We start from the raw sequence: 16,331 nt of genomic DNA on the forward strand, positions 1-16,331 counted from the left end.
GAATATGTCAGAAATTAAACCAATATTAAGTGCATTAAAGCGCTCTAAAACGGGGGCGATATTGTTAGTATTGCAAATCGCGATTACGCTTGCACTGGTCAGTAATGCCATGTCGATTGTATTCGATAGGTTGGAAAACATGAATCAGGAAACGGGTTACGATGAGCAAAGTATTATTTCATATCTTGTTGTGACGTACGATAAGCGCATTGATAATGCAAAGCAGTTTGATGAAGATATTCAAAAATTGAAAGAACTACCGGGTGTGATAGAGGCGTTAGCAGTTAGCTCAGTACCATTGACTCGAAGCGGCGGCGCTTGGACGCTCAGCACGGATCCTGATGAACTCAAAGGTAAGTCTGTGGACTCAGGGTACCTATATGGCAATCATACCTTGGTCGGTGCGCTGGGTCTTGAGGTAAACGAAGGCCGTAACTTTACCGAAAACGATGTTGTTTATGATAGGAAAAAAGAGTATCCAACCGTTGCAATTGTAAGCAGAACTGTGGCCAATGCGCTATTTGGGGAAGGCCAGGGTTTAAACGAGACTTTATATAGTGGTAACAATGCGGCTAAGGTGATTGGCATTATTGATACCATTAAAAGTCAGTGGCCTAAATCCAATATAGCCGACAATTTGGTACTTTTACCATTGCAAGATAGTACGGGGTATCAGAAGTTCATTGTTAAAACAACAGAGCACCAACGCGCTGAAGTCATGAACAAGATTGAGCCTCTGCTATTGGAATTAAGCCGTGGACGTGTGGTCATGGATGTTAAAGCACTGGATAAATCAAAAGCCGATACCTATGCAAGTGATAGGTTGATGATCAAGATGCTTATCTCGATAGTGGTCTTTTTAGGTGTCATTACGGCACTCGGTATTTTTGGCCTAACACATTTTAATATCAGCAAACGCACCAAACAGATAGGTACAAGGCGTGCGTTAGGCGCTCGAAAATCAGCCATCTTCAAGCATTTTTTATTGGAGAATATGGTGGTGACTTCGCTTGGTATGCTGATAGGTGTAATAGGGGCATTGTTACTTGGACGAAAGTTAATGGGTATTTATGATGTGCCACCTCTCGAGAGTATGTCTATTTTATTAACGGCAATTGCGATGGTATTAATGAGCTTAATTGCTGTGCTTGTACCAGCACAGCGTGCGGCGAACATTTCGCCAAGTGTCGCGACACGTAGTATTTAGAGTAAAGACGGAGCGATATTATGTTACACTCATTGGGGTGTAACATAATAAAAATAAGCACATGGATAAAATACTGATCATTGATGATAATCCTGCGGTTTTGCAGTCATTGTCACTACTTTTTGAATTACATGACTATCAAGTTGCGCTTGCTTCATCTCCTTTTGAAGCAGAGCAAATTGTGCGTTACCAGCGCATTGATTTAGCCATTCAAGACATGAACTTTTCTGCGGATACGACCTCCGGTGAAGAAGGCAAAGCGCTGTTTTATCAGCTTCGCGCTATCAATCCTAATTTGCCCATTATTCTATTAACTGCGTGGACAGAGCTAGAGATGGCCATTTCCTTAGTTAAGGCAGGCGCTGCGGACTACCTTGCAAAGCCTTGGGATGACGAAAAACTACTTACAAGTGTCGCTAATCTCATCGCACTTGGAAAAGCCAATCAAGATAGTCAACAGTTGCACCGTCAAGAGCAAGAGCGGGCAGATTTTAACGCAAATGCGCAACTATGCGGCTTAATTTATAAAAGCGTTGCGATGCAGCGCGCTGTTGAAATGGCATTGCAAGTGGCCAAGTCGGATGTCTCGGTGCTTATTACGGGCGCAAATGGCAGTGGTAAAGAAAAGGTAGCCGAAATAATTCAGGCAAACTCTCGACTAGCCAATCAGCCTTTTATTCGCGTAAATGCTGGGGCTTTACCTGATAGCCTGATTGAAGCTGAATTATTTGGCGCAGAAGCGGGCGCTTATACGGGAGCGAATAAGCAGCGCATAGGTCGATTTGAAGCCGCCGATGGTGGTACTTTATTCTTAGATGAGATTGGTAACCTGCCGTTATCAGGTCAAATGAAACTGCTTCGTGTGCTGCAAACCGGCGAGTTTGAGCGTCTTGGCTCGGTTGAAACACGCAAAGTAAATGTACGTGTTATATCTGCAACTAACGCACAGTTGTTGAATGATATTGCTGCTGGGCGTTTTCGCGAAGATTTATATTATCGCTTAAATGTGATTGAGATTAACTTACCAAACTTAAAGCAAAGAACAGATGACATCGTTCCCTTGGTGCACCACTTCTTACCAGACAGAGTGTTGTCATTGAGTGCAGAAAAAGCGCTTTGTGCCCACAGTTGGCCAGGTAATGTGAGAGAGCTTGAAAATGCCTGCAAGCGCGCAGGCGTTTTAAAGCCACAAGGCGAATTAGATGCAATGGATTTTGGGCTGAGCCAAGTTCAGACTCAGACTATGCAGACACATAATCATGAGCCTACAAAGCAAGAATTACAGCAGGCAATGCATCAATGTGAAGGGGTGATAGCCAAGGTGGCGAGACAGTTTGGTATGAGTCGCCAAGCCTTATATCGGCGTTTGCAAAAGCATGGAATTGACTATTAATGGAAAATACCCAAAAGGCGTTAACTAGAAAAGCCTGTATCGCTATTGGCATAAGCACGCTATTAGCGTGCTTACCCGTGGCATTTTTTGTTTCTTGGTCAATGTGGTTTTTGATTTCTGTGTCTAGCTGGATACTTACCTGTGTATTGTTACGTTTATTCTTTAGCTCATTCTTACAAGCACTAGATGCACTTCAGATTGGTCTTTTGAACTTTAAAGACGGTGACTTTTCAAATCAATTAGCTTACCAGTCAAAAGACAGCTTTGGCGACTTGTGTCGCTTATACAATGAAACCGCTAAGCAATTGCGAAACGAAAAGCAGTGGCTTTATCAACGCGAAATGATGTTAGATAAAATGCTGCAAAGTGCTCCGCAGGCATTACTTCTGGTGGATGAAAATGGCACTGTGGTGTTTGCTAATCCCAGCGCGCAAACATTGATGGCGAGCTCGACAGCACTAGAGGGACAATCGATAAAAAGCCTTTTTCCAGAGACCCCGAAAGAAATAATTCATGCCATTGAGCATGGGACCGATGGGCTGGTAAGTGTTACGCCTTCATCTGGAGAGGATCAAAGATGGCACAGCACAGTCGGTAAGCTTTTATTAAACAACCAGCCCCATAACCTGTTTATTTTTAAGCAGCTAACGAAAGAGCTAAACCGCCAAGAAGTGGCGGTATGGAAAAAGGTAATACGTGTTATCAGTCATGAGTTGAATAACTCCTTAGGGCCAATCTCATCCATGCTGCACAGTGGTAAAATCATAGCTAATAAGCTCGATGAAGCGCGACTCAATCGCGTGTTTAGCACCATTGAAGAGCGTATTGAGCACTTATGTGAGTTTATTCAAGGTTATGGCACGTTTGCTAAGTTGCCTGCGCCTCAGATAAAGCCTATTGTGCTAGCTCCTTTATTGGAAGCTCTAAAAATGCAGTGGCCTTGCACAGTTTCTTGCGATGTCGATGTGGTGTCAGCAGATAAAGGACAGCTGGAGCAACTACTGATTAATCTGTTAAAAAATGCCCACGAGTCTGGTTCAGAAATTGACGCAATAACGCTGAAAGTTCATTCAACCTTTGACGGTATCTACATAACGGTATCTGATAGAGGTCCAGGCATGAGTGAAGCGGTATTGACCAATGCACTGTTACCATTTTATTCAACCAAGTCCAGTGGAACGGGACTGGGACTGGCACTATGTAGAGAAATCACCGATGCGCACAACGGTCACATCAGTATTCGCAATAGAGCACAAGGTGGGTTATCGGTAGAGCTCATTTTGCCGTCAAGAAACGGGCCTCGATAAACATAAATTAATTACTATTGTGTTTGAATTTTAAAATATATAATACGTTGAAATTTAAAGCTACTTTTTAGTTCTAGGAGAGTGAGATAAGTGAAGTTCTTGCTAATTTTTCTATTATTTTTTCTTGGGGGATGTGCTACTAATGTTGAATCCATTAAAGATGATAAAGACATTTTAGTAAATGAAAGCTCTGGCTATATACTGCTGGGGATCGATAGTAATGTCCGACTTAAGTCTATTCAAATTGAGGGACCTAAAAATATCAGAATAACTCGCCAAGATTTAGCTGCGGGGAGTAATTATATTTTACTGGCTTTGCAGGCAGGTGAATACAGGTTAACTAGAATTGAATTTAGCCAATATTATCGTGCATATGTCGATGACCAAGAGTATTGGACTTTTACAATTAAAGAAGGCGAGATCAACTATGGTGGAGATATTGAACTGAGAACACAAATGTTTGCTCGCTCGCTGCGATACCATATGGAACTTATCAATAACTCATCTCTAGCCTTAGCGTTTTTGAAGGCACAATTCCCAACAATTTTAGCCAGTAAAGCGATTGTATATGGTGGCCCCGGCAAGGATGACTACCTAAAATTATGGAGTAATCAAAGCTTATGAAACAACTTTTTGTTTTGATTTTTTTGTTTATCATGAGCTTTTACACAGAAGCACAGCTAATAGACTCTAAGCAATTAATTACAGCACCAGAATACGGGAGATTCAGTCTGTCGCCAGATGGGGATAATGTTACGTATACTCAAAGGGGCAAAAAAAGCTATTTGATCGTAAATTATAATGTAAAGGATCATACAGCCCTTCCCATAAAAAATGTTCATATTTCAAACCCATTAATTAAAAAGTACTGGGTGAGTAACGATGTGCTTTTACTTGAATTACAAGCAAAAAGTTTGAGTTACACTTTTCTAGCAAAAAAAACCGAATCTGGTTTTAAAGAGGTTAGGCTAAATAAAAACTGGTCTGTTATTGATGGGTTCCCGAGAGATAATAAACATATACTTATCTCTGAGAGAACAAAACGAGATAAGAATCAAGTTGCATTGGTGAATATAGATAGTTTGTTCTCTGGTGAAAAACCGGTGATTAAAAGCTTATTCTATACTCAGTACGGTCAAGACCAGTTATTCTATGAATCTAGTATTGAGAAACTGATCGGCTTTAAAGAGGAGGGTGATAAGGTTGCGATATCATCTAGAGGGCTAAGTGATCGTAACTGGTCCCTGTTACTCACCGCAGAGTTTGGTCGCAGCAGTTACTTTTTACCCATTGGATTTTTGGATAGCAAAAATATGGTGGTGCTAAGTAATAAAGACAGTGATAAAGCGTCAGTATATTCATATTCTCTAGAAGAAAATAAAATCGGTGACTTAATATACGGTAATGATAAATACGATGTTATAGGGGCGGAAATAGAAAACGGTAAGGTTATCAGTGTTTCTTATTTACGCCATGGTAGGCCCTACAATGAATATTTAGACAAACAGAAAGCAAGCTTAAAGGGTCGTTTGTCTAATGAACTAGAGGGGATGTCTCTGTCTACGTTAGCAATTGATAAAAGTGGCGACAATCATCTATTGCTAGCAACGTCACCGATACATGCTGGAACTTGGTATCATTTTAACACTAAATCAGACGCACTCACCCGCTTAATTTCCGCTTATGAAGTGCTAGAGGATTTTAAACTTGCGCCCACGCAGCTCATTGAAGCCACGACAGCTGATGGTATTCTGCTAGAAGGCTTATTAACAACACCCATTGTAAATGATCGCAATACTTTAATTGTGATGCCTCATGGAGGACCAATTGGTATCCGAGACAGTAATGAGTACAGTCCTGAAATCCAACTCTTAGCAAATCGAGGATTTGCGGTTTTAAGAGTCAATTTCAGGGGGTCTGCAGGTTATGGTAAAGCGTTTCAAAAGCTAGGCGTTGGGGCATTAGGTGCTGAGATTGAGGATGACATTTTAACTGTTTTAGACAAATTAGAAGCTGATTATAGCTTTTCAAAAACATGTGCTATGGGAAGCAGCTATGGCGGCTACTCATCCATTATGCTCGCAATCAATGAGCCACAGCGTTTTGATTGTGTTATTGCTGCCTACGGTATTTATGACATCCCTTATTTATTTTCTAGCTCGAACTTTCATGGCAAAGAAGCAATGGTAGAGAGAATAGAAGGGGCAGTAGGTGCTAAAGAAGAAGCTTACAGCAAACCTTCACCTGTTTATCTTGTTGAAAAACTGAATGCCCCTGTGTTTTTGATTGCAGGTCGCAGAGATTACATAGCGCACTTTGAACATAGTCATAGGTTAAAGCAAGTATTAGATATACATGAGAAAGAGGTAGAAACACTCTTTTTTAAGCACGCAGGTCATGGTCAGTCAAACTGGTTTAGACAGCGACAAGAAACCCTATCGGTGATTGATTTTCTTGAAAGGGCACTTGATTTAGAACCGCTCTTACCTAAATCTGAAGCTGAGAAAGCGCTACTTGCAAAAGAAGCTTTAGAAATAGCCGCACTTTACGACAACGAAGATGTACTGATGACTCCAAATTATGACTTAGCGGTGCGTTATAATGAGCGTGCGGCTGAGTTCGATAATGGTGAAGCATTCTATAACCTGGGTGTTTTATTTGAACAAGGGTTAGGGCGCCCTAAAGACCTTGTCAAAGCAAAGTACTATTTTGCACAAGGGGCTCAAAAGGGCAATAGAGATGCTAAAGTTTCCCTAGCGAAGCTTCATTTTAAAGGTATCGGAACTGAGAAAAATATTGTCACAGCACACAAAATATTATCTTCAATAACAGACGTTAGTGAGCATAGGGAAGAAAGTTTGTTACGTTTAATGATGTACTGTCAAAATCCATTAAATGATAAACAGGCACAACGCTGTTTGGAATATCCATTGGAATTTCTGGACAAGTTTGAAGCACCTACGATGAGCACATTAGCGAGGTTGATAGTAAGCGAAAGTACACCATCGGATGTCAAATCTTCATTGACTGATCTGATAATTAAGAAATATGAAATTACTAAGCTGGATTTCTCATTAAATGTGAGAGGTAAGGGCACTTATGTTTGGGATCGCCATCTTGGGCAGAGTTGGCGTGATAAGTTAGTCCCAATTGGACAGGAAAATCATACTTCAAACGAACCGAAGCAATGTTACATAGAAGCGTTTGTCGACTTGGAAGGAATGGATACTGGTCATAGGACTGCGGCGATTATGCGTTGGGAAGTGTATAAAGATAGCCGTCTAATAGAGGATAGCTATTCTATTTTCAGGGGGCGCACAACGCATTCTTGGCGATATGCTGTGAAGATGGATAAAGGAGAGTCAGATTTGACTTACAAAATAAGTATATTTAACTTACATGGCGAGAAAGTTAAAAGCTTTTCTTGTATTGATAGCTAATCAATTGCCCGCTTAGAAAGCGGGCTTTTTTGTAGTTATAAAGTTAATATCTACGTATCTTTTGGCTCTGACTTTGTACACCCTTTGCTTTGTTCGAGCCACGAGAGCGTATTTTGAGTCACTACAACGGTCCCAGAAACAACAAGGCTTGCTGCGGAGACGATACCTGCACCGGCCATAACCATTGCACATGCGGTACCTGAACAGTTACCAATTGAAGCCATTTGTTCAGTGCTTAATACATGCTTGCGTTTTGTTATATGACATTGCTCGTCATAATATTGCACCTCCTTTGATACGAATATACAGCCTGAGAATAAACTCATTATCAATATTGGTACGAGCAGTTTAAACATGGTATTTTCCTTAAACTTTTTTGCCAAGATATCTGTAATTGATAGGAATTAACAGTTAAATATTGTAATGAAGCGTAGAGGTATCGTATGTGAATAGGAAGTGTACAGAGATAGTAGTTACTATCTTTGCACACGTAACAAGTTAGCGTGGTGGGTCGATATGTGCTGCGGTACTTGCATTAATTCTGAACCAGCCTGCTATTGAATATCTTGATTTGTTAGCAGCTAACACTTCATGAGGAAATTCGTCACTTAAAAATGTAACCAGTGTGCCTTGCTGGGGGAGTACTTTGCACAATGCTTTGTTGTGGTCTTCAGCTTGATAAATGACAAGCTCGCCACCGTCTTCAGTTTGCCAGTCTTCATTAAGATAAAAGACCGTTGTGAGGACTCGGTTGGCCTTGCCTTTAAACGCATCAAGATGTTTTTTGTAAAAAGCACCTTTTTCATAATGTGCAAAGTGGCTTTCATAGCTGAATAGACCCATAAACAAGCGTCGATTTAAGTAGTCTTTTAAGTCATCCATCGCTTGCAAGTACCCAGCCTCTAGCTCATTACTTCTATCAAGCCAACGAATTTTGTCCCGTCGGATCAGGGCATTTTTTTCATGGTCACTTTGTCGACCAATACCTGCGGTTTGAAAAGTATCTTCTTCTAAACTTGCAATGCGTTGGTTGAGAGCTTGAATAATAATTGGGTCCATGGCATTTTCAATAATGCTCAAACCAGTTGAGCGCAAATCATCGGCTATTTGCGCATATATGTTTTCAATGTCAAAGTCAGACAATTCACACCTCCAGATAATGTGGAGGCTTTTTACCTAATCAAGCCCTAAAAGGCAAGTGTATATTACTATTGTCTAGTTAAAGCTTGATTTTGCGCACATGCGTTTATAAATGCATGAATAAGCGGTGAGCGCTTGTCACTTAATGCAGCACGTTCAGGTTGGAATAACGTGGCGATAAAAAATGGGTGAATAGTTAATTCAACCGCGCGAATTTCAGTTGTATCATCGTCAGCAGATCCGACTAAAGGTCCTTGAAGTAATGCGTCACGAAAAGTCGTGTTTAGGCCATAACGACAGCGATACCCCTCTTGAATCGTCAAAGATCCGTAAATACTAGCTAATTGACTTTGGGCAAAAAGATTGATTTTCTCCGTTGTTTCAACCAATGCGCAGCTTAAAGGAGATATGACCTGTCGCTTGGCATCAGGCTCTGATTCTCCATGTGCGGCATCAGACCAACCGATAACATTTCTAGCATACTCAACAACAACATGCTGAAAGCCACCACAAGTGCCTAAAAATGGTATCAAATTTTCTCTTGCGAAACGGATAGCTGTGATTGCACCTTCAGGATCCACATAGGGGGTTTTGGGCACGCACCAGATACCATCAAATTGTGAGAGGTCGGTGTCTTTTACTTTGTCAGTGCCAAGCCAAGTAGCTGTGACTTTAAGTTTAAGGTCTTCTGCGGCTAAATCTACAGAGAGAGGGATCCCTTGGTGGGCAGGGACTGTGGGATCAAAATCTCCGATTAAAACGATGGACAACTCTTTCATCTCTTTTCCTTAAGCTGTGGCTTATTATTAGTATGTTTTTGTTATGGGTATATCTGCAGTGGCCGTCTAGCCCACTTTTCTATATTTTGTGACAGACTGTCTGATAGTGTTTTACAAGTTAAGAAGTTAATAATCGCTTAATGATATTATCACTGGCCCTTTCGATGAGATCTAAAACCAATTCGAATCCATCTCCTTCACCGTAATAGGGATCAGGCACTTCTTGCACGTCATCATTGGCGTAGTCTAAAAATAATTCGATTTTATGTTGGTACTGCGGCGGGCAAACTGATTTAAGATCTTCTAAATTCAATTTATCAGCACATAGAATGAGATCAAATGCTTCAAAATCTTCTGGACGTACTTGTCTAGAATGAATATGTGCGAAGCTATAGCCACGGCGCTCACCTGCTTTCATACTGCGGCTATCTGGCGTATTACCTTCATGATAATTAATGGTGCCAGCAGAATCGATATTTAGAGATAAGCCTTGGGCTTGTGTTTTAGCCTTTAAGACTGCTTCCATGGTAGGGGAGCGACAAATGTTGCCCATGCAAACAACGAGAATATTAGAAATTTTGGTATCTTGAGTCATTGTCTTTTGCCTATCAATATCGAGCTATCACTTTAAACAAGTCATTAAACTAACATTCTCAACAGAGCAATAAAAGTATAGGTGAGATAATTTCATGATAATACTATAATTTTAATATTATTATGGGGTTGTATTCAATTTCACCAATTGTAACAAGAGTGAACAAGCATTTACCCTTGCGTAAAACTAAACCTAGCACACTTAATTTATTTTGGACCGACCGTCATAAATAGAATGTTGTGCAATATGAAGCGTGGAGTACTCAATGATATACAACAAAGTTGATGAGGGAGTGCTGGTGCATGAGCAAAGCAGTGAAATCGTGCCTTGGTGGAGTTTTACTAAAACCGTGATTGGGGTCTTGGTTATGCGGCTTTGTGATACGGGGAAGCTAAATTTAGACGATAATTACCCAGGAAAGCCTTTTACTTACAGACAGCTACTGCAGCATACCTCTGGATTAGGGGATTACTCCTTTTTGCCTGAATATCATAAAGCTGTAGAAAACAATGAAAAGCCTTGGTCGATAGAGACACTATTTGAAAAAGTAAATGTTGATGCTTTACGCTTTGAACCGGGGGGTGGATGGTGTTACTCAAATATTGGCTATTTACTTCTACGACAACAAGTGGAGAGATTGAGTGACACTGGACTCTGTGACTTAGTTGAACGACTCTTAGTCAAAGAGCTTGGCCTGAATAGTGCGATATTAGTTAATAATAGTAAGGCTTTTAGCACACTTTATGGCAGTAAAGAAAGCTATGATCCGAACTGGTGCTACCATGGCCTGATAGCAGGAAAGGTTGGGGACGCGGCGTTATTCTTACATTATTTGCTTAACGGCGAGATACTCAGCACTGATACAGTCGCGCAAATGTTGCGTACACTTCCTTTAAAAGTGAATGTAGGAGAGCGGCCTTGGACGCAACCTGCAATCGGTTTGGGCTTGATGTGTAATGATGACAGTAAGCTCAAAACAGCAGGGCATACGGGGATGGGGCCTGGAAGTGTTATTGCGGTGCACCATTTTAAACAGGCAAGGCCGCAAACAATCGCCGTATTTTCTGTGGGACAAGATCAAGCACAAGTTGAGAATAAAGCGGTGCAACTTGCAACTAATGCATGCTGAGAACGCGAATAAAGGAGTGTGTGTCGTGTAAATGAATGCGACACGTACTTGTTACTCTGCGTATGGGTTTTGTTCTGTTGACTGTGTATGCTGCTTAACCTGATATAGGTTTTTTGCGCAAAAATCAGGGGTATTTATCAATTTTTTTGCCAATTAACATAACGACGGTATTGTTGTTGTGAATGAGTGACGGCTTAATCAAGGCTATTTTATGAATAATAAATATTAACAGTGTGTATATTTTGTGTAATCATCTTTGTTTCTAGTAAAGGTTAAAATGAAGGAAACATGATGAAAAATATACTATTAGTGTCAGGGTTATTAATGTCTTGTGTAGCGAGTGCGCAAGTAAGAGTGTCAGTTGATCCAACTGAGTGTAAGCAGGTTGGCGCGTATGGTGAAATTGCGTTTGAAGAAGCGGGTGTGACAAACGCATCCTTAACTCAGGATTTAACAATACGATGCCCCATTCGAAATCAAGTGGGACTGAAGTTTCAGGGGCTTGATATTTGGCATCAACCACACCGTACAGTGTATTGTAGTTTAGTTCGCAGACATTGGTCACACTATGCAACAAAGCCTTCTTTAATAAAAAAAGATTTTACCTTATCTAGCTATCCAGGATTTTTATACCAGTCTGTCTCTGCAGGCACGATTGGTGACAGTAATAGAGACGTGGGCACTGCCTACAGTTTAGAGTGCCGTTTAAGTAAAAAAGTGGGTAATCAAAAAACTTATATAGGTGCGTATACGGTTAATTTTGGTTAATTTAGGTAGGCTGTGCTAGATTGTGGCACAGCCATTTTCATTTTTTATTCAATGAGATAAATATCTTGCATGTGTTGATTCTAATTTCACATAGTGATCGATAATAACCTGACAGCGAATACTTTGGTTAAAGCGAACAAGCTCACATGCCAAACATGCAATATTCTTCAACCCATCCAATGCTTTTTTTCTTATTTTTAAGTCTGTTTGGCTTTGTACTAGTTTGCCTAGCGTATCTGCTGCAGCTTCTAAAAAGCAAAAGTCATCAGAGTCATCAAAAATTGGACAATAATCAAAGCAGTAATTGCACACCTCAACTATGCGGTTAATCGAGACTCTGTTTGCACTTGGTTGCTGTAAAATTTTGAGACTAATTTTAAATGCCTCTTGATAGCAGTTAGCAGCTTTTTCTTGATGACCAAACAGGTATGCGGTTTGTGCACTGTCTATCAAACGATTGTATTTTATCGTCAAAGAATCTGAGTTAGTGGACGACACCAATGTAAGTAGTTGGGCTGACATGTTTATCCTTTTTTTAATAATACATCAAAGCATTTAAATCACTTCTCGCATCGTTATTTGCAAATGATAATGAAAATAAATATCATTTGCAAAGGTTGTGGTGCATATCCTTACATTAACTAAAATTATACCTCAACCATTCATTTTGTGACTGAGTTATGCAATGCATTACTTTTTGGCATGAAAATCATCTAACAGCGAACCACAGGAGTGGCACTATGAGTGCAAATGTCGATTTGGCAAACCGCCCAAGTTACGATCAGGAAATTCAGGACATAGCCGATTACGTTATAAATTATAAAGTTGACTCTCAAGAAGCGGTTGATACAGCTATCTATTGTTTAATGGATACATTAGGGTGTGGAATATTGGCCTTGAGTTTTCCAGAGTGTACAAAACATCTGGGGCCATTGGTAAAAGGGACTTTGGTACCAAACGGTGCAAGAGTTCCGGGCACACAGTTTACGTTAGACCCTGTGAAAGCGGCTTGGGATATCGGGTGTATTATCCGTTGGTTGGATTTCAATGATACATGGTTAGCGGCTGAGTGGGGGCACCCCTCGGACAACATTGGTGGAGTTTTGGCGGTTGCAGATTTCTTATCTCAGAAAAATATGAGTCTTGGGCTTGCTCCGTTAACTATCGAAGATGTTGTTATTGCCATGATTAAAGCACATGAAGTGCAAGGTGTACTGGCGCTAGAGAATAGCTTTAATCGGGTTGGTTTGTGCCATGTATTACTTGTGCGCGTTGCGACTGCGGCAGTTGTAACTGATCTTATGGGAGGTGATAGAGAGCAAGTTATGGCGGCTATCTCTCAAGCATGGGTAGATGGTTCATCACTTCGGACGTATCGACACGCGCCTAACGCAGGCTCACGGAAGTCTTGGGCAGCAGGGGATGCGACTTCACGAGGAGTAAGGTTAGCCGATATGTCGATTAAGGGAGAAATGGGCATACCTGGGGTGTTGAGTGCACCGCAGTGGGGCTTTTATGATGTATCTTTTAGTCAAACGAATAAAGATCTTGCTTTGAAGCCCCAAGCACAGCGAAAGTTTAGCTTCCAAAGAGAATATGGCGCTTATGTGATGGAAAACATTCTTTTTAAACTGAGTTTCCCCGCAGAGTTTCACTCGCAAACCGCCTGTGAAGCTGCTGTCACGCTTCATAAGCAAGTCTTAAACCGAGTTGATGATATAAAACGTATAGAAATAACAACTCATGAATCTGCAATCCGAATTATTTCTAAAGTAGGTGAGTTGGCAAACCCAGCTGACAGAGATCACTGCTTGCAATATATGGTCGCAGTCCCTCTATTATTTGGCACATTGAGTGCTGAAAATTATGAAGATGAGTTTCATTTGCAGCACCCGAAAATCGATATACTTAGAAATAAAATGGTGATTATCGAAGATAAGCGTTACAGTGAAGAATATCATGACCCTGACAAGCGCTCAATTGCCAACGCCATTCAGATCCATTTTAATGATGGAAGTTGCACCGACAAAATTGAGGTGGAGTACCCAATTGGCCATCGCCGCCGTCGCGAAGAAGGCATTCCTGTATTAAAAGCAAAATTCAAACGAAACTTGGAAACTCGTTTTCCTAAAGGGCAGTGTAATCAAATTATTGATTTGTTTGCTGATAAACACCTCTTGTTAAAAACACCGGTAAACCGATTCATGGATTTGTGGGTGATCTAAGCGGCGGTTTACTCAATTGAACTAGAACTCAGTTGGAATTCAATTTTAACTGAGTTACAACGCAATATTTGTTTGCCTATGCCTTTTAGATAGTTAAAATCCAGCTCCACTCATTTATAAAAGGAAATCCCATGAGTAAAGTAGTTCGAGTCGGGGTTGGTGTTATTATCAAGCGAGGCAATCAAATTTTATTGGGTGAGCGCATTGGGGCCCATGGCGCAAACACCTGGGCAACACCGGGTGGTCATTTAGAATTTGGCGAAAGTATTGAGTCTTGTGCAGCCCGTGAGGTACTTGAGGAGACCGGATTAACGGTTGAGGATGTTAAACAAGTTGGTTTCACGAATGATCTTTTTGAGCGTGAAGATAAACATTACATCACTATCTTTGTTGAGGCGCGATGTGATGAAGGAGATGCACAAATTTTAGAACCGCATAAATGTAAGCAATGGCAGTGGTTTACATGGGATAACTTACCACAACCGTTATTTATTCCGATGGTAAATTTGATAGAGGCAAACCCTACACATTTCAATGCAGAGATTTAGATTTAGGCTTAAATTTATATTCATAAATTAAATGTATTTTTAAAATATTTCATTTATTGCACAGTGTTTGCACAATTAGCTCCTATAGTTACAAAAACAGCAATAGTTAACCACATTGGGTGACGAAAGTTTCTTTCTCTATGGGAGTGTTGATATGAAGCAAGGTTCAATTGTTCATAACATATCTGTACTTACAGCAAGTGCGACTATGTTAATGTTGGCAGGGTGTGGCTCCAGTAGTAGTGATAACACACAAGCTGAGTCAACTACACAGCAAAGTGTAAATAACACAGCAGATACCAGTACATCTAGTAGCTCGAATAGCACTTCAGATACCAGCAGCAACACTTCAACAAGTGGTACCAGCACTGACAATTCAGGCGACACGAGTGGCAGCACGGATAGTTCAGATGATGTTGACAATGGGACGGCTGCGACATCAGGTTCAACTGACGGTGTGTTATGTGATTATTTCTATAATGAGTTTAATGACTCTGCATCGGTCCAAGCGACGAGCAATGCCGATTGGAATTGCACAGGCAGTGCAAGAACATTAACAGCAAATGGTATTCCCGACCACCAAACAGGTACTTTCCCAAATCCAGGCAATCCTAATACGATCAGTGAAACGTCAGTGTCGATCAGTTACTCGCTGACACCAACAAAAACTGAGACCACTTCAACGCTCGGTGGCCCAAGAGGTGCAACTGGTTATGTTTTGAATGGTGTAAAAATTGATGCCAATACAGCTGGCTCCTGTGATGACTCTGGCAATGATTGTTCGCTAGTGGGGAATACAGGAAACTGGAGCATTGAAGCGTTGGGTCAAACGAGCTTTGATTTTGGTACCGATGACAATAACGCTCATGTGCAACCAGATGGCTCATATCATTACCATGGTATGCCAGAAGGGTTTGTAACACTGCGCGGTGGCTCAGATTCAACCATGACATTAATCGGTTGGGCGGCAGATGGTTTTCCAATTTATGCGCGATATGGATATAGCGATGCAGATGATGCACAGTCCGCGCTTAAAGTGATCACAGGTAGTTATCAACTGGTTGAAAATGTCAGCAGCAATCGCCCATCTACTTCTGTCTATGCACTAGGCACCTTTGCACAGGATTGGGAATACGTGGCGGGTAGCGGAGATCTAGACGAGTGTAACGGACGTTTTGGTGTAACACCTGAGTTTCCTGAAGGTATTTATCATTATTATGCAACGGACAGTTACCCATATTTTCAGCGTTGTGTGAAAGGTGAATTATAAAAAAGGTAGATGTAATGACTTATTTTAGAAATCACTTTTGGTGTATGTGTTTTTTGGTGTTCAGCGTGTCTGCTAATGCACACCTTATGGTCGCTGAGCGTGGTACGCTTAACTTCGATGAAACAGGTGTTTATACCGTGATATCGCTATCGGCATCTAACTTTTTAGCGGCGGATACAGATAAAGATAGACACCTGTCTTTCACTGAATTTAAGCAGGCAAAAGAGACTATTTTCAAGCAAGTACTGGCTGGCATTTATATGCAACAGGGTGAGAAAATCCAGTATTTGGAGGGATTGATGTTGTCTCCTCAAGCGTCTCACCATGGCAATGGCCGTGAGATAGACCAAATTATTGTTATGGGTAAGTTTATCAATGTGGATCACACGAAGAACCTGTCATTCCATAATGTTTTTTACGGTGATAATGCCCTTAGCTCTGTTGAAATAACAGCGAAATATAAACGGTTAGGACTGAAAAAAGCATTTGTTCTGACGTCAAAAAAACAGGGCGAGAGAGTATTTTAGCCT

Annotated in this window: 16 protein-coding genes; 11 read left to right on the forward strand and 5 right to left on the reverse strand. The window is 40.9% G+C overall.

The genetic code is table 11. From position 1 onward, the window contains the following. The first annotated feature begins 4 nt into the window (after positions 1-4). The 5 genes from S4054249_RS08105 to S4054249_RS08125 all read left to right on the forward strand — a co-directional run bounded on the left by S4054249_RS08105 (position 5) and on the right by S4054249_RS08125 (position 7,347). The gene (locus S4054249_RS08105; protein ID WP_046357276.1) at positions 5-1,207 is read left to right on the forward strand and encodes an ABC transporter permease; all 1,203 of its coding nucleotides are present in this window, start codon (positions 5-7) and stop codon (positions 1,205-1,207) included. 61 nt (positions 1,208-1,268) lie between these two features. After that, entirely contained in the window at positions 1,269-2,600 is a 1,332-nt protein-coding gene (locus S4054249_RS08110; RefSeq protein WP_046357277.1) for a sigma-54-dependent transcriptional regulator, read from the forward strand. Further along, positions 2,600-3,907: a sensor histidine kinase gene (locus S4054249_RS08115; RefSeq protein ID WP_046357278.1), complete on the forward strand. Its 1,308-nt coding sequence runs from the start codon at positions 2,600-2,602 to the stop codon at positions 3,905-3,907. Before S4054249_RS08110 ends, S4054249_RS08115 begins: the two co-directional genes overlap by 1 nt. Positions 3,908-3,997: 90 nt before the next feature. Further along, a complete protein-coding gene (locus tag S4054249_RS08120; RefSeq protein ID WP_046357279.1) occupies positions 3,998-4,531 on the forward strand; it encodes a hypothetical protein in 534 nt (177 codons plus the stop codon). Beyond that, on the forward strand, positions 4,528-7,347 hold the full coding sequence (locus tag S4054249_RS08125) for a prolyl oligopeptidase family serine peptidase (protein ID WP_046357280.1): 2,820 nt from the start codon (positions 4,528-4,530) through the stop codon (positions 7,345-7,347). Before S4054249_RS08120 ends, S4054249_RS08125 begins: the two co-directional genes overlap by 4 nt. Positions 7,348-7,397: 50 nt before the next feature. On the opposite strand, the gene S4054249_RS08130 is transcribed toward S4054249_RS08125, so the two are convergent. From S4054249_RS08130 to S4054249_RS08145, 4 genes are all read right to left on the reverse strand, one after another. Continuing rightward, the gene (locus S4054249_RS08130; RefSeq protein WP_046357281.1) at positions 7,398-7,703 is read right to left on the reverse strand and encodes a hypothetical protein; all 306 of its coding nucleotides are present in this window, start codon (positions 7,701-7,703) and stop codon (positions 7,398-7,400) included. Between the two features lie 142 nt (positions 7,704-7,845). Continuing rightward, complete coding sequence (locus S4054249_RS08135; protein WP_046357282.1) at positions 7,846-8,490, reverse strand: 2OG-Fe(II) oxygenase; 645 nt, start codon at positions 8,488-8,490, stop codon at positions 7,846-7,848. Between the two features lie 65 nt (positions 8,491-8,555). Then, positions 8,556-9,266 (reverse strand): CTP synthase C-terminal region-related (seleno)protein, encoded by a 711-nt coding sequence (locus S4054249_RS08140; RefSeq protein ID WP_046357283.1) that lies wholly within the window; start codon positions 9,264-9,266, stop codon positions 8,556-8,558. 118 nt (positions 9,267-9,384) lie between these two features. Beyond that, the gene (locus S4054249_RS08145; RefSeq protein ID WP_145925073.1) at positions 9,385-9,843 is read right to left on the reverse strand and encodes a low molecular weight protein-tyrosine-phosphatase; all 459 of its coding nucleotides are present in this window, start codon (positions 9,841-9,843) and stop codon (positions 9,385-9,387) included. Positions 9,844-10,126: 283 nt separating this feature from the next. On the opposite strand from S4054249_RS08145, the gene S4054249_RS08150 reads away from it, so the two are divergent. Together S4054249_RS08150 and S4054249_RS08155 are read left to right on the forward strand one after the other, a co-directional pair. Then, positions 10,127-10,990, forward strand: a complete 864-nt coding sequence (locus tag S4054249_RS08150) for a serine hydrolase domain-containing protein (RefSeq protein ID WP_046357285.1) — start codon at positions 10,127-10,129, stop codon at positions 10,988-10,990. A gap of 291 nt (positions 10,991-11,281) precedes the next feature. After that, on the forward strand, positions 11,282-11,758 hold the full coding sequence (locus tag S4054249_RS08155; RefSeq protein WP_046357286.1) for a hypothetical protein: 477 nt from the start codon (positions 11,282-11,284) through the stop codon (positions 11,756-11,758). A gap of 48 nt (positions 11,759-11,806) precedes the next feature. Here S4054249_RS08155 and S4054249_RS08160 read toward each other — a convergent pair whose 3' ends face one another. Beyond that, positions 11,807-12,280, reverse strand: coding sequence for a hypothetical protein (locus S4054249_RS08160; RefSeq protein ID WP_046357287.1), 474 nt, complete (start codon positions 12,278-12,280; stop codon positions 11,807-11,809). Positions 12,281-12,498: 218 nt separating this feature from the next. On the opposite strand from S4054249_RS08160, the gene S4054249_RS08165 reads away from it, so the two are divergent. From S4054249_RS08165 to S4054249_RS08180, 4 genes are all read left to right on the forward strand, one after another. Next, positions 12,499-13,983 (forward strand): bifunctional 2-methylcitrate dehydratase/aconitate hydratase, encoded by a 1,485-nt coding sequence (locus S4054249_RS08165; RefSeq protein WP_046357288.1) that lies wholly within the window; start codon positions 12,499-12,501, stop codon positions 13,981-13,983. A gap of 131 nt (positions 13,984-14,114) precedes the next feature. Beyond that, the gene (locus tag S4054249_RS08170; protein ID WP_046357289.1) at positions 14,115-14,531 is read left to right on the forward strand and encodes a nucleotide triphosphate diphosphatase NUDT15; all 417 of its coding nucleotides are present in this window, start codon (positions 14,115-14,117) and stop codon (positions 14,529-14,531) included. A 154-nt stretch (positions 14,532-14,685) separates the two neighbouring features. Further along, positions 14,686-15,801 (forward strand): YHYH protein, encoded by a 1,116-nt coding sequence (locus S4054249_RS08175; RefSeq protein ID WP_052961054.1) that lies wholly within the window; start codon positions 14,686-14,688, stop codon positions 15,799-15,801. A 14-nt stretch (positions 15,802-15,815) separates the two neighbouring features. Beyond that, positions 15,816-16,328 carry a hypothetical protein gene (locus tag S4054249_RS08180; protein WP_052961055.1) on the forward strand — a complete coding sequence of 171 codons (513 nt, stop codon included), beginning with the start codon at positions 15,816-15,818 and terminating at the stop codon, positions 16,326-16,328. Positions 16,329-16,331 lie beyond the last annotated feature (3 nt).

It is taken from the genome of Pseudoalteromonas luteoviolacea (genome assembly GCF_001750165.1).
GTDB classification, from domain to species: domain Bacteria; phylum Pseudomonadota; class Gammaproteobacteria; order Enterobacterales; family Alteromonadaceae; genus Pseudoalteromonas; species Pseudoalteromonas luteoviolacea_G.